Origin of the sequence: Butyricimonas muris (assembly GCF_046365375.1) — a bacterium.
GTDB classification, from domain to species: domain Bacteria; phylum Bacteroidota; class Bacteroidia; order Bacteroidales; family Marinifilaceae; genus Butyricimonas; species Butyricimonas muris.
The window spans coordinates 135215-157050 of the sequence record NZ_JBKEIT010000002.1 but is presented as its reverse complement, the minus strand read 5'-3'; the positions used below and the strand labels follow the sequence as shown (position 1 = coordinate 157050).

The window sequence follows — 21836 nt, the reverse complement described above, 5'->3', positions numbered from 1 at the left end:
AAACATCAAAGCTCCAAGCGCCGCAATCAATACAAATATAGTAAAACAAAATGAATAATTAACATTTATATTTAATACCTATCAAAAGAATTAATCAAGGAACAAATAAAAAACTTACGTACTTATCTTGAATTTTTCACAAAAACAGAACCTCTCCCTGCCATTTCCCGTTTATGTTCATACAAACAATCTAACAAAAAGAATCATGAAAAAAAGAAAAAACAACGTGTGGACAATCGTGGGAATCATCATTGCCATCGTGTTGCTAATCTATTGGCTATTGGCAGCTACCGTACTGGAAGAAGATGAAAACGTAGTCCCGATACTGAACGGAACAGAACAGGTGATTCCCTAGGAACCACCTGCCTCAATTCATTCTTTATTTAGGTATACTCGTGTCTATCTTTTTCAGAAGAATCGAATCCAAAGAGATCTTTCCCGGTCCTGCGAAGAACAGGAAAATGTAAATTCCCAAGTATATCAAAGGCAACTCTTTCACTTGAAAAGGATCATTACCATGCACGATAAGGATTACCACCAACATGGAAAAAATTAACGGGATCGTCGCCAGACGAGTGAATGCCCCCACGATAAGAAATATGGAACACCCCACTTCGGCGCAGATAATCAAGATCAACGAAAGCGTACTTCCCAACCCGATCGGATCGAAAAACGTCGAGGACAATTCCGAGAACGAAGTCAATTTAGCAAGTCCATGAGTCAACATGGTTATTCCCACGAGCACACGCAATATAAGCAATCCCAAGCTCAGGAACTTCTGGCTAGGTGATATAACCGACGAAATCACTTTTTTCATAACAACATTTTTAAAAATTAAAACTGTATTAGTAACGAACATTCTTTCATGAATGTTTCAATTTGTACACGTCTCTTGTAAAGATAGTGTTTTTAAAAATAAATCGTAGCTTCGCGACAAAATAATTGTCAAACTATGGGTATTGTTATCGGGTTAATGGTCACGGGGATCGTTCTGGGATACCTCTTCCGGGAGAGGAATTTGAAGATCGTGCATAAATTGATCAACTACGCTATTTTTTTATTACTTTTTCTACTGGGGATAACGGTCGGTGCCAACGGGGACATCATGAACAATTTGGCTACTATCGGTTACGACGCCCTGTTAATCACCCTCGCCGCCGTGGCGGGAAGTGTCCTTTGCGCATGGGGCATCTATCGTTTTTTCTTTGTTCCGTCTAAATAAAACCGACTCATGAAAGGCAGCATCACGATTGTTTCATTTTTTATCGCCGGAGTATTGCTAGGACGCTTCATTGATATTCCCGCCATATTAACCGCGGAAGCCCCTACCCTATACGCCTTGTACGCTTTGATGTTCCTTGTCGGCATCAGTATCGGGAGTGACAAGAAAGCCCTGCAAGCCTTAAAACAACAAAACCTAAAAATCATACTTGTCCCCTTGGCAACCATCATCGGCACCCTCATCGGGTCTGCCCTTATCAGCTTTGCCCTAAGCGGCAGAAGCATCACGAATTGCCTTGCCGTGGGCTCGGGCTTCGGTTATTACTCCCTCTCCTCCATATTCATCACCCAATACAAAGGAGCCGAACTGGGCACCATCGCCCTCGTTTCGAATATCACGCGTGAATTGATTGCTTTATTAGCAGCTCCTCTGTTAGTCCGCTATTTCGGAAAACTAGCCCCCATCTCCGCGGGAGGCGCCACCACTGCCGACACCACACTACCTATTATCACCAAGTTCTGCGGCAAAGAGTTCGTGATCATCTCCATCGTCCACGGGATAACCGTCGACCTGAGTGTACCTTTTCTCGTCACCTTTTTCTGCACGATATAAAAATATATCTATTTCCCCCTGAATAAACAATATACATGGAAGTATAGTACGTGTATATATTATACACAAAACAAGCTCATTATATGTATTAATTCAACTTCATTTCCGGAGCAATTCCACATAAATTCCGTGTAAAACCCTATTAAAACCCTATTAAAGCGCTATTAAAACCCTATACAGTAATAGCGTTTTAATAGCTTATTAATTGGATTTATAAAATATTTTAAATACTATTGTACCGGAATTGATACGGAATTAATACTTAAATCATATTGGTTATGGATAAGACTTCACCTTTACTTCTAGCCCTACTTGCTAACGGTCCCGTCAGGATGGACGGGGTTACTTATTACTTGCACGGGAATAGCATACGGATTTGCAAATCCAAACGAGGTGCTAAAAAATCGAGGTCGGAAGGTGAAGAGAAATCTTCCAATCAATTTACCGAAGCCCGAAAAATGTGGCGGGTATACCGCCGTGCCACGGGAGGGTTACCGATATGGAAGATTTGGGCAAAAGAAACCCATGCCTCCAAAAGCGACTCGGTGTTTCATTCCGTGAACAGCGGATGTTTCCGACCGGGCGAGGGCGTGTGGGCATTCCCGATATTCCGTTTCTCTATGGGTTCCCTGGATGCCCCGGTGATTACCGATATCGCACGGGATAGCTGGACGGTAACTCTCCGGTGGGAAAATGATGTTGACCGTCCGAAAGCGAATGCCTCAGATCAAGTGTACTTGGGGTATTTCTATGGAACACAACCCCGCTCCCCGCAAATGATTACCTGCCTTAACGCTCATCGGGGTGACGGAAAGGTTACCGTGGAAATTCCCAAAGTCGGTCAACCGGACGGAACACCACTGCATCTTTATCTTTTCTTCGGCAACGAGAATTCAGATCGATTTTCCCCAAGCGAGTACGCAGAGGCTTAATTCTAATGATAAAAAAAAAGAATAATCTATAATTAAGCATCTATCATTAAACCTTCGTTTATTGAGACCAAAAATAGTAAAAAAACAGCTTCTCTTCAAGCCAAGGAGATGTTTTTTTCTCTCTGAAAATTAGATATTTCCGTGAAAAACTCTCATTTTCAAAGGAAAGGCAGCATTATATCAATAAACGAACGTTTTATGCTATGGGTGTTGTAGTAACGTATGAGGATATTAAAAATGGGGATACTAAGGCCTTTGCATCTCTTTTTCAGGAGTTTTACCCCTCCATGTGCATTGTTGCCATGAAATTTATCGCGGATCAAAGTGCTGCAGAAGACATTGCACAAGAAGCATTTATTAAACTTTGGGAAAAACGGAAGGCATACAAGGAAATTCCTAGCCTAAAGACATTTTTATACGTGTCTGTCAAGAACTTATGCTTTAATTATATCCGGGATAAAAAAGTAACCGTTGATTATACATCGTCCGAAGTGGAGAATCAGGAAGCCATTTTTAAAGACCTTTTAATAGAGGAAGAAGCATACAGAATTATTGATGATGCCGTAAATGCCCTTCCCCCGCAAAGTGCTCGAATAGTTAAAATGTATTTAGACGGAAAACAAAACAAGGAAATCTCCGAAATCCTAGGCATTTCCGTAAACTCGGTCAAAACACTAAAATACAACGCCTTAAATTCTCTGAAAATTTTATTAAAAGACTATTTCTACATTTTATTACTATTTCTGGCAGAAAAGTAATTCTAAAAGAAATGTCAAAATAAAGTGAAAAACATACCCCCTATTCATCCTTTTCAAATTTTGCCGTGTTCTGCAATTAGAAATGCAAATACAGTAACACAATAAAATTTATGGAAGAATCAATAGTAAAAGTCGAACATCTCTCGCACCGTTATAGCGTGCAATGGGCGATTAGCGACATCAACTTTGAAATCAAACGACAAGGAACTCTCGGGTTACTCGGCTCTAACGGAGCAGGTAAATCCACCACGATGAATATTATTTGTGGTGTTCTCAATCAAACGGAGGGAGAAGTATATCTTAATGGCGTCAGTCTCCGGGAACATCCGGTTGAAGCTAAAAAACATATCGGTTTTCTTCCACAGAAACCGCCTTTATATCCAGACTTGACCGTTGACGAATATCTGACACACTGTGCCTTGATGCGTCAGATGGATAAAAAGCAAGTGAAAAAGGCGGTAGAAGAGGCAAAAGCCCGTTGCGGGATCGCACATTTCAGCAAACGATTGATCAAGAATTTATCCGGGGGATACCAACAACGGGTTGGTATAGCCCAAGCGATCGTACATAACCCGAGATTCGTGATTCTTGACGAACCGACGAATGGTTTGGACCCCAATCAAATCTTGGAAATTCGCCATCTGATCAAGGAAATTGCCGAAGATCACTCCGTGATGCTTTCCACGCATATATTATCCGAGGTTCAAGCCACCTGTGACGAAATTATCATGATAGAGAAAGGACATATCGTTTTCTCCGGAACAATCGGGGATCTCAACAACTACACGGAGCCCAATACGTTTATCGTTTCCATGACAACACCTCCTTCCATCACGACTCTATCCGGTATTCCCGGGATCACGCACGTGGAACACATTACAGATACCCGTTTCCGCATGTGGTTCTCTTCCGGTCAAGAGATCACTAAAAAGATTATAGAGTTGAGCGTTGCAAACGAATGGCATCTTCACGAGATCATTCTGGAGAGAGATTCTTTAGACTCGGCTTTCGCGCAATTATCCGGAAAAAATATTCAAAAATAAAAAGATAATTATCTAACATGAAAACAATATTCAGATTAGCGAAGACAGAACTTCGCATCTTATTCTGTTCGCCTGTATCCTGGCTAATCCTTGTCATCTTTGCCTTTCAGGCGGGAATAAATTTCAGTGATACCTTCGGGGGATTGCTGAAACGCCAAGCACTGGAGTACGGTTTAGGATGGCTCACAGAAAACACGTATGCCGGGTATTCCGGACTACTCGTTTCCATGCTCAAGAGCCTGTACCTTTATATTCCTCTTATCACCATGGGCGTGATGAGCCGGGAATTAAGCAGCGGTTCCATAAAATTCCTATATTCGTCCCCGATAACCACGACTCAGATTATTCTAGGGAAATACCTTTCCTTGCTGATTTACGCCGGCATGTTAATGTGTATCCTGCTTATTTATGTCCTCTTCGGTGCATTCACAATCGAAAATATGGATTTAGCTTCCGTCCTCACCGGTTTACTCGGGCTTTATTTGCTTACTTGCGCTTACGCGGCAATCGGGCTTTTCATGTCAAGCATCACGTCTTATCAGGTTGTTGCAGCCATGGGAACTCTCGCTATCCTAGCCGTACTGAATTATATCGGCGATGTAGGTCAGGATATTGCTTTTGTGCGTGATATTACGTATTGGTTGTCAATATCGGGCCGGGCTTACCAATTCTTAGAAGGCATGATATGCAGCGAGGATGTGCTATACTTTTTTATCGTGATCTCTCTATTTATCCTGCTTTCCATAATGCGTTTACAAGAAGCCCGTAAAAAACGTGGGACTATAGTTACCGCGGCACGCTATTTTGCCGTTGTCGGGGGAGCTTTATTTATAGGTTATCTAACGTCATTACCCGTGAGTAAATTCTATTATGATGCCACGATTTTAAAAAAGAACACGCTAACTCCCGGAAGCCAAGAAGTTGTTAAAAACTTGGATGGAGCACTAACGATCACTACCTACATGAATATCTTAGATGAAAATTATGGTAGCGCCCTGCCCAGTGAATTGAAAAGCGATTTTCAACGCTTCGAACAATACGTGCGTTTCAAGCCGGATATAAAGATGAAGTATGTGTATTACTACGCACCTTCGGTAGAACCGTCTTTCAACGGTCGATTCATGGAATTGCAAGGAAAAGAAAGAGCGGAACGTATTTGCAAAATTATGCACCTTGATTTTGATATGTTCCTATCCCCCGACGAGATAAATCAGATTATTGACCTAAAACCGGAAGGATATAGATTTGTTCGTGTGCTAGAACGGGAAAACGGACAAAAAGCTACTCTTCGTTTATATCATGATATGATGAAACATCCTTCTGAAACAGAAATCACGACAGCCTTAAAACGTTTTCTTGTGCCGGCTCCCAAGGTCGCGTTTCTTACCGGACATGGAGAACGTAACGTGAATAGTGCCGGCGACCGTTATTATTACACGTTTGCCCGGAGTATCTATTTCCGTCAATCTTTGATTAATCAAGGATTTGATGCGACCGAACTATCCATCTCCGACCAAGATATCCCAGAAGACGTAGATATTCTTGTTATCGCTGATATGCGCAGTCCCCTTGCCGACGATGAAATGCGAAAACTGGAATGCTATATCGAGAGAGGAGGCAATCTTTTCATTCTCGGAGAACCCAACAGACAAGAGGCGATGAATCCAATCCTAACCAAATTCGGGGTGGAACTTATGCCCGGAACCCTAGTACAACGCAATAAAGATTATCTACCCACGGTTATCACGGCAAAACTGACAGAGAATGCAGCAGCACAATGTTTCCGGTACAAACAATTAAAAGGTTGGGGAGCCTCACTCGTTATGCCTGACGCATCCCCCTTACGCTACACGACAGATAACGGTTATGATATAAAACCTATCGCGGTAACACTTTCCAAGGACAGCTGGAATGAATTGGAAACAACGGACTTCCTTGACGGGGAATTATCTATCAACGCATCCATCGGGGAAAAAGAACAATCTTATCCCGTCGTCATATCATTAACCCGCCCGAGAGGCGATAAAGAACAACGCATAGTGATAGCGGGTGATGCCGATTGCATCAGTAATACGGAATTAGCCAATGATCGTAATGGTATACTTGCGGCAAACTTCAATTTTATCTCGGAAACGTTCAAGTGGTTATCATACGGAGAATTCCCTATCGACACTTCTCGTCCCGAGTCAATTGACAACACGATATACCTAACCCGGAATGCAAATCTCTGGATTCAAATTTTTGCATTGGGTGTCATACCATTTTTACTTGCTTTTGCCGGATTCATGGCATGGTACAAGAGAAAGAGATTCTAAATTTTAAATTGCAACACATGAAAGATTCAATTGTAAAGGTCGAGCATTTATCTCATCGTTATAATATACAATGGGCCATACAAGATATCAATTTCGAGATCAAAGAGAAAGGTGTTCTAGGTTTACTTGGTTCCAACGGAGCGGGAAAATCCACCACGATGAATATTATATGCGGTGTGCTGAACCAAACCGAAGGAGAAGTTTATCTTAACGGCTATAGTCTCAGGGAAAAGCCGATTGAAGCGAAACGTCATATCGGGTTTCTTCCCCAGAAGCCCCCTCTCTACCCGGATATTACCGTTGAAGAGTATTTGACCTATTGCGCCCACCTGCGGCTCATGCAAACAAAAGATATACCCGCCGCGGTGGAACGTGTCATGAAACGTTGTGACATCACGCATTTCCGCAACCGAATTATCAATAACCTCTCCGGAGGATACCAACAACGAGTAGGTATCGCCCAAGCCATCGTCCACAATCCGAGTTTCGTGATCTTTGATGAACCGACCAACGGGTTAGACCCGAATCAAATTATCGAAATCCGCCATCTAATCAAAGAAATCGCAACTGACCACGCGGTACTACTTTCTACACATATTTTGTCAGAAGTGCAGGCAACGTGTAACAATATCAAGATGATTGAACAAGGGAAACTCGTGTTTTCCGGTACAATGGACGAGTTCAATAATTATGTTGCTCCCTCGACTCTTCTCGTGACATTTGATACCCCTCCTTCCGTTAGCACGCTTGCCGCAATCGAGCATGTTTCAAAGGTAGAAAATGTCGTTCCCGGTCATTACCGTATTCAATTCGATGCGGCACATGATATTAGCGAACACATTGTACAACTCAGTGTTGCTAACGATTGGCAATTATCAGAGATTCAACTGGAAAGATTATCTCTCAATGCTATTTTCGCCCAACTATCAGGTAAAAAAATACAATTGTAAATGTAATTCCAATATATGAAAACAATATTAAAAATAACCAAGAATGAATTAAGTTCCTTGTTCTATTCTCCCATAGCATGGCTTATCCTCATTATCTTCACTTTCCAGTCTGGAATGGCTTTTACTGAAGCTTGGGATAAGATCCTACGCTCGTTAGCTCTCGGTTACAACGTACATAATGTTACAGAACGCCTACTTCTTGGTTGGTCCGGAGCTATCGCCGGTATGCAGAGCAATTTATATCTTTATATCCCACTTTTGACTATGGGACTTATGAGTCAGGAATATAACAGAGGTTCTATCAAATTATTGTATTCTTCCCCGGTTACCAATCGACAAATTATTTTCGGGAAATATCTTTCGATTGTCGTTTACGCATTAATGCTTGTCGCCATACTTTTTATCTATTACACGTTTGCAGCTTTCGCGATCAAAAATATCGACTCGCCGTACGTGTTGACAGCCATGTTAGGCATATTCTTGATGATTTGCGCTTACGCCGCCATAGGGTTATTCATGTCAACCTTAACTTCCTACCAAGTAGTAGCCGCAGTAGGAACCCTTGCAGTGTTAGCCACCCTTAATTATATCGGTAATGTCGGTCAAGATATCCCTTTTATTCGCGATATCACCTATTGGCTCTCGATATCCGGACGCGCAAATACTTTTTTCAAAGGATTGATTTGTAGTGAAGATTTACTTTATTTTATTATCGTAATCATACTTTTTATCACACTCTCCATTCTTCGATTGCAAACCGAACGCACCAAACGTTCCACAACACAAAATGTATTACGTTACGGGGGTGTTATCATCATGGCTCTTTTTATCGGCTACATGAGTTCTCGTCCAATGTTACGCGGATATTATGATGCCACGGAAATGAAAAAGAACACCTTGACTCAAAATAGCCTTGATGTGATGGAGCAAATGGATGGCCCCTTAACGATCACAACATACGTTAATATGTTGGATGAAAATTATTACGAGTTCATGCCCCGTTACTATAATGAAGATTTCAAACGCTTTGATAAATATATCCGCTTCAAACCGGAAATAAAATTACAATACGTTTATTACTACGATAAAACATCAAATCCAAGTCTTGACCGTCGTTATCCCGGTCTGACAGATGAACAACGCCTTCAAAAAATATGCGAAGCCGAAGATTGGAATCCCAAGAATATTCTCTCGCCGGAAGAAATTCGCAAAATGGAAGATCTTTCCGGAGAATACAATAAAATTGTCCGAGTTTTGGAACGAGGCAACGGGCAAAAAGCATTTCTCAGGATATATGATGATAACATGCGCCATCCTTCTGAAACCGAAATCACCGCGGTACTAAAACGCATGGTGGTAAAATCCCCCATGGTAGCTTTTCTCTCCGGACACGGGGAACGGAATATCGATGGTGCCGGAGAGCGTGATTATTATGCTTTCTCCCAGTATAAAACCTTCCGAAATTCACTCGTAAATCAAGGTTTTGATAATATGACTCTTTCCCTTGAAAATTTGGATGCAATTCCTGATAATGTCGACATTCTCGTTATATCCGATGTGCGTACTCCGTTATCCGATAAAGAACAAAAAATCATTGAAGATTATATCGCCCAAGGAGGTAACCTCCTTATCGCGGGAGAACCCCGACGACAACAACAAATGAATCCCCTGCTCGCACCTCTCGGACTGGCATTCATGCCCGGAATACTGGTACAAGCACACAAAGACTTCAATGCCGATCTTATTCTTGCCTCTTTCACACGAGCCGCGGGAGAGTTAACCAGTCTTTTTTACCGAGAATATCGTTACGGTGATAAGGTAACCATGCCAACCGCAACGGGAATTATGCAAGTGGAAGACAAAGGGTTCACGATAATCCCGTTATTGACAACAGACTCGTTGGGTTCATGGAACGAATTGGAAACCACTAATTTCGTGGAAGATACGGCACGCATTAACCCTCAAATCGGGGAAGTAGAAGGAGCCAACGCAACCATGGTATATCTTACCCGCAAAATCAATAACAAAGAACAACGTATTATTGTACTGGGTGATGCCGACTGTATCGGTAACGGAGAACTAACTAAACAACGTAACGGTGTGGCTGCCTCGAACTTCACAGTTGTAACCGAATCTTTCCGTTTGCTTTCAAACGGAGAATTCCCCGTTAATACTAGTCGTGAATTTTCATCGGATAATGGCGTGTACCTAGGTCAAAAAGCAGGTATATATATCAAGGTTCTTTTCATGGGAATAATTCCCGGTATCCTTATACTATTATACCTCGGTTTATGGTGGAAGCGCAGGCGAAAATAAATTACCTGTTTTAAGCCTCCCGGTGAGCTACTCTTTTTGCTTATTATTTTCATTGGATGATAAATAAAAGGAGTAGCCAAGCCCGGAGAGGAGTCAGAAGGGAGAAATAAAATAAATCACACGAAAATACACACTAAATATCACGCAATCAATATATTATAATGATATATGATATTTATTGAAAAAAAATCAAGCGAGCATTCATCCTTTTGACTCAATCACGTGTTCTGTAAACAGATAATGGTATTAAAACATCAAAAACTTATGCCAGAGTATACTAATGAATATCGGATTGCCCAACTTCTAGCCAAAAAGATCACAGGAGATCTCTCGCCGGAAGAGGAGCAGGAACTGCAAAAATGGGAAAGAGAACATCTTACCGCAACCTTACTGCATTCCAAGATAGCAGATCCGGTCAACAGACATGAACGTGACGAGCTTATCAACAAACTGAATACCAATTTTTCATGGCAAAAAGTGGAACAACGTATCACCCGAAAAAACACAACAACAACTTCGCACAAGTTAATATGGTGGTCAAGTTCCGTTGCTGCTGTTATTTTATTGGCTATTACAATTTTCCTGTATACACCTCCTAAAGAAGCCAGAGAAAAAGCGATGCCTATTGCTGAGGTGCAAACAGGAAGTTCTAAAGCTATATTTATCACCCCTGACGGGAAACAGTTTAATCTTTCTCTTCAAGATTCAAGTCGTACTCTTGAGTTGGGTGCAGGTATACGAGCTGTTACCAGAGGACGTTCTATCGAATATGTCGGTAACACGTATTCGACCGTTGACGCGGGAAAACCCAATATCATTCAAGTTCCGCGAGGAGGAGAATACGAACTGATATTACCCGACGGCACTCATGTCTGGATTAACTCGGATTCCAAATTATCTTTTCCCGTTCATTTTACCAGCGAAAAACGTGAAGTACTGCTCTCGGGAGAAGCTTATTTTGATGTTGCCAAGATGAAAGATTGCCCGTTTATCGTGAAAACCCAGAACCTAGCAATTAAAGTATTGGGAACCGAGTTCAACGTACGGGCTTACCCGGATGCCGAGGTTACAGAAACGACCTTGTGCCGGGGTTCCGTGAATGTATCCGACGGTAAATCCGACATAACCTTACAACCTTCCCAACAAGCGGTATATGTAAAAGCGAACAAAGATTTATCTACCCGAAGAGTTGATGTCCGGTTATACACGACATGGAAAAATGGGATATTTATGTTTGAGAACAAACCCCTCGAAGAAATCATGACTACACTTTCCCGTTGGTATAATATCAACGTATTCTACGCGAATCCAGCGGTGAAAACATATCATTTCACGGGAGACCTAGAACGGTATAGTAATTTCCAAAAGACACTCAATATGATAGAAAAAGCGACATCAATTAAATTTATTATTAATGGCAATACTGTTACAGTTAAAGAAGTAAAAGAATAAAAGAGGGATACTGACATATCCCCCTTTTCATAACAATATCAAATACAACCAATTTAAAAATTGATTATTTAAACCATTAAGTTTTCAAAGTTATGGAAAAAAATCGAAAGAATACCTTTGATTTTCATCAAAGGTGGGAGAAAATTCTACTTATTTTACGAACGGCACTCTTCTTTCTGATCATTTCGGCTTTCACCATGAAAGCCGAGGCATCGGCACAAGTGATCAAAATCACTATGAAAATGGAAAATGCCACTATTGACGAATTGATTAAAAACGTCAGAACAGAAACTAATTACAGATTCCTTTACCGTATTGAAGAAGTGAATAAATACGGCAAACGTAATGTTAATCTTCAAGACGCATCTATCGAAGAGTTCCTCAAAACCATCTTAACAGGAACGAAATTATCATACGAGATTGAAAATGATGTTATTATCATTCGTCCCTCCAAAGATGATGATAAAAAAACAAAAGCCCCACGGAATATCAAAGGAATTGTCTACGATAATCTGGGAGCCACATTACCGGGGGCAACGATCATGATCAAAGGGACCACTCTGGGAGTTGTGACGGATATCGATGGAAAGTTCGAATTGGAGATTCCCCAAATGGACAGTATAACTTTAGTAATTTCATTCGTGGGATTCCAAACCTTGAATCTTCCGATTAGCAACGATCCTAAAAATGACAACAAAGAGTTAGTCATCAAGTTGAAAGAAGACATTACAGAGATGGATGAAGTCGTGATAACCGGATACGGCAAAGTCCGTAAAGAGAGTTTTACGGGAAGTAGTGTCAGTGTATCAAAAGAACAATTAATGAAAGTTTCCAAGACGAATGTGTTGAAGGCATTACAAGCCTTCGATCCTTCTTTTCGCATCCAAACCAACAATCAATGGGGGTCAGACCCGAATGCCTTGCCGGAAATGTATATTCGCGGACGCTCGGGTGTCGGCGTAAAACAATTGGACGCCAATTATACCAATAAAGGAAATTTAAAGAACAATCCGAACCTGCCTACTTTCATCATGGATGGATTCGAGATCAGTGTCCAAAAACTTTACGACATGGACCCTTCCCGTATCGCCAACATCACGATTCTAAAAGATGCTGCCGCAACAGCCCTTTACGGTTCACGTGCCGCCAACGGCGTGGTTATTATTACCACAGTTGCCCCGAAACCGGGAAAAATGAATATACAGTACGGGTTAACAGGAGAAATTACAATGCCCGACTTGTCGGCGTATAACTTAATGAATGCAAAGGAAAAACTGGAAACCGAGAGATTAGCCGGAGCTTTTGAACCTTATTCTTCTGATCCCAGCGAATCTCTTGAATTGAAAGAAATATATTACGGGAAACAGAACAACATCGTGAAAGGAGTAGATACATATTGGTTATCTTTACCTTTGCAAACAGCTTTTAACCATAAACATAGTTTATTCGTTGAAGGTGGATCTGAAAATTTACGTTTCGGTGTTGACTTGTCCTACTATAACGAAGACGGAGTCATGAAAGGATCTTTCCGGGATCGTTTGGGTGCCGGTGTTACAATAGATTACCACCTTACAAATCTCCAAGTGAGAAACCAAACTACTTATAATATCACTAAATCGAAAGAAACTCCTTATGGTTCTTTCAGTAATTTTGCTAATGCTTTACCATACAACACCTATAAGGACGAGGCAGGACGCTATTTGGAAGAACTAGAAGATTGGGGTGAAAATGGAACTTTTCCAAACCCAATGTATGAAGCCTCATTAAGTAATTTTGATAAGTCGCAAACAGAAGAATTTATAAATAATCTATCTGTAAATTGGAACGTAGGGCAATACTGGTTACTGAAAGGCCAATTCAGTCTCACAAGACAAATAAACAAGAGCCGTCGTTTTCTTGATCCCCAATCCAAGCAAAATACGAACCCTCTTTCAAGTTTTAATTCTACTTCCGGCGAATTGCACACGACGGATGGAAATAGTTTTAGCTGGGATATGCAAGCCACCCTTTCATACAACAGGACTATTGATAAACACAATCTGAATTTCCTGCTTGGGATGAATCAACGAGCATCAAAAACGGAAAGTATTTCTGCCGAATACAGAGGTTTTCCTTCCGGCGCATTGAATTCTCCCAATTACGCAGAAGAAATTTATCAGAAACCGACTTCTTCTGAAAACAGCACCCGCTTAGTCGGTTTTTTAGGAACATTAAATTATAGCTACAACAATATTTATTTATTGGATGCTTCCGTACGTTTGGACGGTTCCTCTGAATTCGGGTCTGACCGACGTTTTGCCCCTTTCGGTTCATTCGGAGTCGGTATCAACATTCATAATTATGAATTCATGAAGAATTGGGGAAAACTAGATCTCTTAAAAATCAGGGGAACTTACGGAGAAACCGGTAAAGTAAATTTTCCTGCCTATGTCGCCCGTACCACATTCAAAATTCTCTCGGATGAATGGTACAAAACCGGCTTCGGAGCAACCTTAATGGCTTTTGGGAATAAGAAACTAACTTGGGAAACGACAAAAGAATACAATCTTGGTATAGAAATCGGCTTATTACAAGATTTAGTTTACATTGATGCCACTTACTACCGGAAAAAAACAGTAGATCTAATTAATGATGTAACCATCCCTAGCTCGACCGGATTTACAACCTACACGGACAATATCGGAGAAGTCGAAAACAAAGGATTTGAATTGAATTTAAGAACCAATGTTATACGCCAAAAAGATCTACTTGTCGCTTTATTCGCTAATTTAGCACACAATAAAAACAAGATTTTAAAAATTTCCGAAAGTTTAAAAGCATATAATGATTCCGTTGACCAATATTTTAAAGATAATCGTAAGAACTCTAAACCTTTTATGAAATATGTTGAAGGCGGATCACTAACTTCTATATTCGGGATGCGTTCTTTAGGGATTGACCCCGCAACAGGTGAAGAAATTTTCCTTACCCGCGATGGAGAACAAACTACAACATGGTCTTCCAACGAACAAGTTATACTAGGGAACACAGAACCGGATGCACAGGGAACTTTCGGGGTAAACGTAACTTGGAAAAACTGGAGCCTTTACGCCACTTTCATGTATGAATTCGGGGGACAAGAGTACAACCAGACTTTGGTTGATAAGGTAGAAAATGCAAACATTTATTTAAATAACGTAGACAAACGGATATTAACGGATCGTTGGCAGAAACCGGGAGATATAAAAAAATACCAGAAATTAGCAATAAAAGAACGAGCTGGTTCGGTTACAGTTCCTATAACACGCCCCACAGAACGTTTTGTACAAAAAAATAATAATTTATCACTTAACTCCATTACGTTAGGATATAGTCTACAAGCAGAATCCTATCGTTGGCTGAAAACAACCGGAATAAGTATGTTGCGTTTTGAAATCGGAGCAAACGAATTATTCTACTGGTCAAGTATCAAGGCAGAGAGAGGCTTGAGCTATCCTTTCGCCAGAACGATGAATTTTTCTTTAAATCTAACTTTCTAAATTGAATTGTTATGAAAGTCATTAGTATTATTTCAACAATATTTATTTTAGCCTTAACTTCATGTAATTCATGGCTAGATATTACCCCCAAAGATACCGTGGATGAAGATAAATTATTCACCACGGGAGACGGGTATCGCAATGTATTAAACGGAGTATACAGCCAAATGGCATCCACCTCCATGTATGGACAAGAATTAAGTTGGGGAATGTTGGATGTCCTTGCACAATTATACCAATCCCGTGGTTTTACTTCCGGTTCGACTTATTATAAATTCAGTACTTACAATTATAGCGACAAAAACACAAAGTCTATAATTGAAACGATCTGGTCTCAAGCATACAATTCTATCGCAAATTGCAATAGTCTGTTAAGTAAAATTGACAAAACAGACTCCACGCTGTTTAGAGCCTTAAACCATGAAAAGTTATTAATTAAAGGGGAAGCATTGGCTTTAAGAGCTTTTCTGCATTTCGATATGCTCAGGTTATTCGCTCCCGCACCGGATGTACAGGACACCAAAAACTATATCCCCTATTTTACAGTTTATCCGTCAACCTTTGAACCGGATCGCTCTGTAAAAGAAGTTTTGGAATATGCCATCAAAGATTTGGAAGAAGCTAAAAATCTTGTTGCCCCTCATGACACTATTGATTGGCGATATATGTTAACCGACAATCTTAGAATATATTACAATGGAACAGATTCCGATGCCAACCAAGATTTATTCTTTAAAAACAGGGGATTCCGCATGAATTATCTTGCAGTCTGTGCTTTATTAGCAAGAGTATATAATTACATGGGGGAATTTGACGCAACATACTACCAGAAATCATATGATATTGCTGAACATGTACTTACATTTAATCTGACTCCGGATAAGTCCAAGAGTAATCTCTTGTTCACACCTTATAACGATACAGACGTGAATAAAAAAAGATATGAAGAAGTTATTTTCTGTCTTTCCAATCAAAAATTATTGGAAAATTATGAATACCTAACCACAACTACCAGTCGGGATAAAATAAACTTCTACTTGCAAGCCACCAGTACTCTATTTGATGATAACGCAGATGTTCGTCGGACAAACACGACAGAAGCAATCGGCAGAAATCAAATCTGCACTAAAAATATTGCCCCGACAGGTGCTATTGGTAAATATGTCTACTGCCAAGACATGCTACCGATGATTCGGATAAGTGAACTTTATTACATTCAAGCGGAATATCTTATCAGACAAAACGATCTCTCCGGAGCCATCGAAAAAATAGATGCAGTGAGAAAAGCCCGAAATTGCCAAATCGGTAGTATGGGAGTAATGGCTAAAAATATAAATGACCTTGAAAGTTTCAAAAAAGAAGTAGCTAAAGAAGCTTTACGCGATTTTATGCAAGAAGGACAAGCATTCTTCTATTACAAACGTTTCAAATTACTACCCAAGAGCGGCATGAAAGAGTCTGATATGGTATTACCCAAACCGGATAATGAAACAATTCACTAAACAAAAAAATAAACATATGAAAAAACATATCATTTATATATGCTTAATTATTGCGGGAATATATTCCTGCAATACCGAAGAGGTTGAGGTTTATTCCTCTCCGAGATACTTGTTTTTCCCGGACTCATCGAAAGGATTGGACTCTGTTGAATTCTCGTTCTCCCATTTCCCGGGAACAACAACACACGATGCCTCTTTCTATATCGCCCTTACCGGAATACCCGCAAACGAAGCCCTCGAATACAAACTGGAAGTCGTAGACTCCCTCACGACGGCAGAACCAGCAGATTACAACATACCAGAGGGACTATTATTCCCGGCAAACAAGACATTAGACACGCTCAAAATTCGTTGCAATAACACCCGAGAAGCCTTAAAAACACAAAAAGTCTGTGTCACCTTCCAAATTGTAGCTAATGACAACTTCGCACCCGGACTGGCTGGAAAACATATGATCCGTGTAATCTTTGACAACATTGCTAGTCCACCTCTCTGGTGGAAGGGTGATTTGGAGGAATTTATCCTAGGAAAATACTCCCCCAAGAAATTTGAACATTTTGTTATCGCAACAGGAGTCAATGACCTCTCAAATGCAAGTCTTTCTGAAGCACGCGAATTAGCCATGAAATTCAAGGTTTACTTGATTAAAAACAATATCATGGAAGAAGATAATAAAACTCCCATGGTAGACGGCATCCCTGTTTATTAATAAAAAAACATTGATTATGAAACTTATAAGTATAATATTATTGCTTTTTGCCATATTCAACATCATCGGTTGCTACGACAATAAAGGGAACTACGATTACAAAAAAATTAATGATATCGAAATCGAATTTTACCCGGAAGTATCTACTACCCAAATCATTGGAGATACATTAAGGGTGTTTCCTAAATTCAAATACACTTTCAATGACACTTCTGATTTAAGGTTAAAATATGAATGGAGTTATGCAGGGAAAACAATTGGTCAAGAAAGAGAACTTTCTTGGATCATTGATACAACAGTTAGAGATTATCTGGTTTTACGAGTAATTAATATTGATAACAACTCTACCTATATACAGTCAACAGATATAACTCCAACTAGTATTTACACAACAAATTCCAGCTACCTCGTGTTATCCGAGAAAAATGGAAAATCTTTACTTACTTATATCCGGAATAAATACAAACAAGACGAAGACGGGAACTACATTAAAGATGAATTCGGACGAAATATTCTGGACAATCAAGTAATTGAAGATGTCTATTATAAAGAAAACAAACAAGAATTAGGCACTCATCCCCTTTTCCTTCAAGAACACATCTCTAGAGTATATCCTTCTGCCGGCCATGTCATTGTTTTCCAAGAAGGGGGGCAAGGTTCTGTTGATTTGGACGGGACTTATATGACAAAAGATATTTTGCTTGTCGAATCTTTTTCAGGAGGAACATATCCTGAAGATTTTCATCCGGTGAACGCCGAAATGATGGTTTACGCACACATGATAGAAAACTATGACGGTAAGATTTATTCAAAAATAAAAGATACTTACGAATTATTCCAAAGTGGTTTCTACATACACACGCCTTTGTTCTTTGAGGATAAAGAAGTCCGAGGCAGCCTTATTAACTCCCAACGGGAACAAAATAAAGATTTCACCTTACTTCTTTCAAGAGGTACCCGGGAAGAGCCGGAAAACCGTCTTTTATTAATTCATGATTTCCAATATTCTTCAAAAGATATTAAAATATCCGGAAAAGTAGTAAGCTTACCGACTCCCAAGGAAGGGTGGCCCGAGAATTTCATTCCATTAACCGATTTGGGAGATTCTAAGGCATTACACGTGGGATATGTTGCAATAGGAGACAGCAATGAAGCAGGGTACACTATGTTCATAAAGAAATCAGATGGAACATATCAATACCAATATTTTGAAATAGAACGAGAATATAGTGGAGAAGGTTTATTCTATTCTACCGGAAGAATCCCGGGTGCTGATAATAATTCGGAAATGTTATTCTCCTCCCCGGTAGCTTCCCCCGTTCCATTAGAAGAATGCGTGTTCTGCACATTGGCTTCCAAACAAAATAAATATGTCTTTATTGCTCATGGGAATGAGATTTATTTTATGGACAGAGATAATCCTCAAAACGGTATCAGACATTATTATACCTGCAAAGCAAACGTCGTTGATATGAACGGACGGACTTATCGCGGGGATCAATTGATTATCGGGTTAGATAACGGAAGTATTTTATTATTAAACACGGATCAAGCCAAACAAATTGAATCCGATGCAGAAAAGTTCCTTTGGGAAACCGATTCAAAAATCAATTTGGGTAAAATTGTGGACGTAACTCTTAAAGTAGGAACTAGTGTTTCCTAATAAACTAACTTTCTTTGGATAGACTTCTGGAAAAGAAAATCATTAACGTATAGTTCAAAAACAGAAATACTCAAATATAAAACATCAAGCAAGAGCCCGTCTAACAAAAAGAAAAGTTAGACGGGCTTCTTGTATTTTATGCAGCAAATACTACTTTACCACTTAGGTGCTTTCTTTAAAGAGCGATTAATCAAATATAATAAATAATCGTAATGTGCTTGGGTTTCAACATTTCCCGTGCCTTTGCGCTGGTTTATTAATCTGATAGCCTTCCCGTAAAGGGCATTCCACAAATGATTTGTATTATCTACTGCGACATTCTGTACCAACCAACGACTGCCAAACCCTGCTGTCGAATTGGTTTTCAAGGCATTATCCACAAGACGCATCTCTGTCGGGATTTCAACATTGCGCATTTGTTTGATTTGGCGTAATATCTCTTCTTCACTTGGTATTTTGGGTGTTGTTGCATATACTTGTCCGAACGGGTCTTTCTTACCGTTAAAATCGACAAGATCACGAGTCCGACGGATAAATTCGTTTTGCATAATACGCTCTGCCTCTGTAACATTTTTGCCTTTTATCGTGGAGTCCCAGATGTGGGCGTAAAGATCTTCAAGGTATTCTTGAGGGGTATAGTTGTCTTTATCCCTATATGCCACGAGGGACAATCGCTTGGTGATGAACAATTCGGTTGTTACGTTTTGCATGCTAATCAAATAAGTTTGTAGTATGCGGCGAGCTTGCGAACCGTCGAATGCCAAATTCTTCGTTACGCTGTAATTGTCAATCCAATCCATGTTTTTCAACTCATTCATGACAAAAGCCAAAGAACGTTTTTGTAAATCCTTGCTTAAAGGTATAAACGAAGGCATAGCGTCACCCACGAAATGTTCGTTCAATTTGAATCCCCCGATATTTATATACACGTTGAACAAGTATTGTTCAAAATGATATACCAAATACCTGTAAAGCATATTCCGGTATTCGTAATCAATATCTTGATTATCCAACCAATCGTTCATGTTCTCAAGAATGTATTTCAAATTCTTGATACCGTAAGTACTGGCTTTAAGCGCATCATCGCCCAAATCGTTCGGGAGGGCAGTCGGATCGAACGTGGTCAACAAGCGTTGCCTTTTGCCATAGCGGAAAATAGGATCTCCGGCTTTTTCAGCAATCCATTTTTTGACAATTTCATAATCCGCTTCTCGTGTCGTGGCTTCGGGATTCGGTTGATAAGCTACTTGCACGGTGTAGTAATCGGCAGGTCCGATTTTACTCTGAACGAGTACCACGTTCTTATCTTCCGGTTGTGCCACGTAATTATATCCCAATTCATCCATAATCGACGGACTGATTCCGTATTGTTGGGTGAAAGAAGCCGAACGCAAGGAGTCGGTCGGGTAAGCATTGGAAGCGGCAGCGTTGCATAGGAAACCCAGCATTGTTCCCGTATTGTTGGCAACCATGGCTTTTAATCCTTCACCGAAAACTTCCAAGGGTAATTTCATATTACGAGCCCGGGCGTCATTGGATGCCGTTTGAATGAAACGTCCATAATTGATTTGACTTAACACGTCATGGAAGATAAAGAGGGAAGCCGTCATAATTTCACCGGAACGAGGATCAGCCCATAGGGGACCCGGCACAGTACTGTATATGCTGGTCGGGGCATAACGAATACAATTGAACGCGATATTATCCGGGTCAAAATTCGGATCATCTTTTGGGAAAGGCTTTACTTGAATGGCATTTTTGAAACCGATAGCTTCAAATGCTTTATTCCATTCAAGGACACCTGCCGTGATATATTCGCTCCAGCCTTGCGGGAAAAGATTGTCAATATAGAACACGATCGGCTTTACCGGTTCCACGAGTTCGCCCCGTTTATAGGCTTCCATGTCCTTCGGTTGCAAATTCCAACGAGTCATATAGTGTGTCATCGTGGCACGATCTACCTTCGTGTTCATATTCATTCGGGCTATCGTGTTGATATTAACACGAGGATCTGCCAACCGAGGACACATGATATCTTTCTCTTCCGGGAGAATCATAAGGGTGCGGTTAAGTTTTGCCGTCACGGGCTCATCTTTGGCAACAAGATATTGCCCGCCCACGATAATATCCTGGTCGTAATTTAAAGTCGTGACAACAGACACGTTATTTTCAAAAGCTTTTATCGTGTCGATTTTTGAAAGTTCCTTTTTGAATTTAACGGCACGACCTGCCCAACCGTATTCTACGGTACGTTTACTCGGTCCCCAAAATGGATTCATTTCATCCCGATGTTCCGTGAAGAACGCTGTCATATCGACAACAACCGCACTGCTATCCGGGGTGTAAGTTTCTACTTTGAATGTATTAATTATAGCCGGGGCGCTACTTTTCCGGATAGCTTCGCGTGTGTTTTCGTCTTTTGAATCCGTATAAATTGGTGTCTGTCCGTTCGCGAGCAATTCCACTATACACATTTGCAAAGTCGAATCCCGTAGAGTAAAGGTCACGTGCATTGGTTCATAAGGCATTTGCCCCACCAGACCGTTACCGTTATCGCTGATTTCCACGATGGTTGAGCCTAAAAGGAATTCCCGGTTTAATAATGTTTTCGGAAATTCAAAATAAACTTTTCCATTCACTTGGCGGAGCGTGAACAATCCTTCTGCCGTTGTTACTTTTTTATCCTTGAAAAGTTTTTCGTATTTCGTCAGCTCCGGACTTTCAACTTTTTCCGTTTTTTTCTTTTTCCGTTCGCTCTTTGCCATGACATTCACCGTGTTTGTCAAACAGAAAGCCACGAGCAATAAAATGGATATAACTATATTTCTATTCATTACTTTAGTT

At 40.4% G+C, this 21836-nt stretch carries 16 protein-coding genes; 14 read left to right on the top strand and 2 right to left on the bottom strand.

Annotation, left to right across the window (positions count from 1 at the left end; all coding sequences use genetic code 11):
- Positions 1 to 205 precede the first annotated feature (205 nt).
- Positions 206 to 355, top strand: coding sequence for a hypothetical protein (locus ACK8P8_RS03625; RefSeq protein ID WP_369859389.1), 150 nt, complete (start codon positions 206 to 208; stop codon positions 353 to 355).
- A 24-nt stretch (positions 356 to 379) separates the two neighbouring features.
- Here the strand turns inward: ACK8P8_RS03625 and ACK8P8_RS03620 are convergent, their stop codons facing one another.
- Entirely contained in the window at positions 380 to 817 is a 438-nt protein-coding gene (locus tag ACK8P8_RS03620) for a DoxX family protein (RefSeq protein WP_099290683.1), read from the bottom strand.
- 135 nt (positions 818 to 952) lie between these two features.
- Here ACK8P8_RS03620 and ACK8P8_RS03615 point away from each other — a divergent pair, with 135 nt between their 5' ends.
- From ACK8P8_RS03615 to ACK8P8_RS03555, 13 genes are all read left to right on the top strand, one after another.
- Complete coding sequence (locus ACK8P8_RS03615) at positions 953 to 1222, top strand: LysO family transporter (protein ID WP_369859390.1); 270 nt, start codon at positions 953 to 955, stop codon at positions 1220 to 1222.
- 9 nt (positions 1223 to 1231) lie between these two features.
- The gene (locus ACK8P8_RS03610) at positions 1232 to 1834 is read left to right on the top strand and encodes a LysO family transporter (RefSeq protein WP_369859391.1); all 603 of its coding nucleotides are present in this window, start codon (positions 1232 to 1234) and stop codon (positions 1832 to 1834) included.
- Between the two features lie 278 nt (positions 1835 to 2112).
- Positions 2113 to 2766, top strand: a complete 654-nt coding sequence (locus ACK8P8_RS03605) for a hypothetical protein (protein ID WP_369859392.1) — start codon at positions 2113 to 2115, stop codon at positions 2764 to 2766.
- A gap of 203 nt (positions 2767 to 2969) precedes the next feature.
- Positions 2970 to 3524, top strand: a complete 555-nt coding sequence (locus ACK8P8_RS03600) for an RNA polymerase sigma factor (RefSeq protein ID WP_369859393.1) — start codon at positions 2970 to 2972, stop codon at positions 3522 to 3524.
- A 110-nt stretch (positions 3525 to 3634) separates the two neighbouring features.
- Positions 3635 to 4567, top strand: a complete 933-nt coding sequence (locus ACK8P8_RS03595; protein WP_369859394.1) for an ABC transporter ATP-binding protein — start codon at positions 3635 to 3637, stop codon at positions 4565 to 4567.
- A 17-nt stretch (positions 4568 to 4584) separates the two neighbouring features.
- Positions 4585 to 6882 carry a Gldg family protein gene (locus ACK8P8_RS03590; RefSeq protein WP_369859395.1) on the top strand — a complete coding sequence of 766 codons (2298 nt, stop codon included), beginning with the start codon at positions 4585 to 4587 and terminating at the stop codon, positions 6880 to 6882.
- A 17-nt stretch (positions 6883 to 6899) separates the two neighbouring features.
- A complete protein-coding gene (locus ACK8P8_RS03585) occupies positions 6900 to 7832 on the top strand; it encodes an ABC transporter ATP-binding protein (protein ID WP_369859396.1) in 933 nt (310 codons plus the stop codon).
- A 15-nt stretch (positions 7833 to 7847) separates the two neighbouring features.
- On the top strand, positions 7848 to 10148 hold the full coding sequence (locus ACK8P8_RS03580) for a Gldg family protein (protein WP_369859397.1): 2301 nt from the start codon (positions 7848 to 7850) through the stop codon (positions 10146 to 10148).
- A gap of 264 nt (positions 10149 to 10412) precedes the next feature.
- Positions 10413 to 11600, top strand: coding sequence for a FecR domain-containing protein (locus ACK8P8_RS03575; RefSeq protein ID WP_369859398.1), 1188 nt, complete (start codon positions 10413 to 10415; stop codon positions 11598 to 11600).
- Between the two features lie 92 nt (positions 11601 to 11692).
- A complete protein-coding gene (locus ACK8P8_RS03570; protein ID WP_369859399.1) occupies positions 11693 to 15118 on the top strand; it encodes a SusC/RagA family TonB-linked outer membrane protein in 3426 nt (1141 codons plus the stop codon).
- Positions 15119 to 15129: 11 nt separating this feature from the next.
- Entirely contained in the window at positions 15130 to 16620 is a 1491-nt protein-coding gene (locus tag ACK8P8_RS03565) for a RagB/SusD family nutrient uptake outer membrane protein (RefSeq protein WP_369859400.1), read from the top strand.
- Between the two features lie 16 nt (positions 16621 to 16636).
- Entirely contained in the window at positions 16637 to 17329 is a 693-nt protein-coding gene (locus ACK8P8_RS03560) for a DUF4843 domain-containing protein (RefSeq protein WP_369859401.1), read from the top strand.
- Between the two features lie 16 nt (positions 17330 to 17345).
- Positions 17346 to 18992: a PKD-like family lipoprotein gene (locus tag ACK8P8_RS03555; RefSeq protein ID WP_369859402.1), complete on the top strand. Its 1647-nt coding sequence runs from the start codon at positions 17346 to 17348 to the stop codon at positions 18990 to 18992.
- Between the two features lie 155 nt (positions 18993 to 19147).
- On the opposite strand, the gene ACK8P8_RS03550 is transcribed toward ACK8P8_RS03555, so the two are convergent.
- On the bottom strand, positions 19148 to 21826 hold the full coding sequence (locus ACK8P8_RS03550) for a zinc-dependent metalloprotease (RefSeq protein WP_369859403.1): 2679 nt from the start codon (positions 21824 to 21826) through the stop codon (positions 19148 to 19150).
- Positions 21827 to 21836 lie beyond the last annotated feature (10 nt).

Bases quoted from the DNA above. Each gene is read 5' to 3' on its own strand.
- ACK8P8_RS03615 (WP_369859390.1), top strand. From the start codon at position 953: ATGGGTATTGTTATCGGGTTAATGGTCACGGGGATCGTTCTGGGATAC.
- ACK8P8_RS03595 (WP_369859394.1), top strand. From the start codon at position 3,635: ATGGAAGAATCAATAGTAAAAGTCGAACATCTCTCGCACCGTTATAGC.
- ACK8P8_RS03575 (WP_369859398.1), top strand. From the start codon at position 10,413: ATGCCAGAGTATACTAATGAATATCGGATTGCCCAACTTCTAGCCAAA.
- ACK8P8_RS03560 (WP_369859401.1), top strand. From the start codon at position 16,637: ATGAAAAAACATATCATTTATATATGCTTAATTATTGCGGGAATATAT.
- ACK8P8_RS03555 (WP_369859402.1), top strand. From the start codon at position 17,346: ATGAAACTTATAAGTATAATATTATTGCTTTTTGCCATATTCAACATC.
- ACK8P8_RS03610 (WP_369859391.1), top strand. From the start codon at position 1,232: ATGAAAGGCAGCATCACGATTGTTTCATTTTTTATCGCCGGAGTATTG.
- ACK8P8_RS03605 (WP_369859392.1), top strand. From the start codon at position 2,113: ATGGATAAGACTTCACCTTTACTTCTAGCCCTACTTGCTAACGGTCCC.
- ACK8P8_RS03625 (WP_369859389.1), top strand. From the start codon at position 206: ATGAAAAAAAGAAAAAACAACGTGTGGACAATCGTGGGAATCATCATT.
- ACK8P8_RS03600 (WP_369859393.1), top strand. From the start codon at position 2,970: ATGGGTGTTGTAGTAACGTATGAGGATATTAAAAATGGGGATACTAAG.
- ACK8P8_RS03550 (WP_369859403.1), bottom strand. From the start codon at position 21,826: ATGAATAGAAATATAGTTATATCCATTTTATTGCTCGTGGCTTTCTGT.
- ACK8P8_RS03570 (WP_369859399.1), top strand. From the start codon at position 11,693: ATGGAAAAAAATCGAAAGAATACCTTTGATTTTCATCAAAGGTGGGAG.
- ACK8P8_RS03585 (WP_369859396.1), top strand. From the start codon at position 6,900: ATGAAAGATTCAATTGTAAAGGTCGAGCATTTATCTCATCGTTATAAT.
- ACK8P8_RS03590 (WP_369859395.1), top strand. From the start codon at position 4,585: ATGAAAACAATATTCAGATTAGCGAAGACAGAACTTCGCATCTTATTC.
- ACK8P8_RS03580 (WP_369859397.1), top strand. From the start codon at position 7,848: ATGAAAACAATATTAAAAATAACCAAGAATGAATTAAGTTCCTTGTTC.
- ACK8P8_RS03620 (WP_099290683.1), bottom strand. From the start codon at position 817: ATGAAAAAAGTGATTTCGTCGGTTATATCACCTAGCCAGAAGTTCCTG.
- ACK8P8_RS03565 (WP_369859400.1), top strand. From the start codon at position 15,130: ATGAAAGTCATTAGTATTATTTCAACAATATTTATTTTAGCCTTAACT.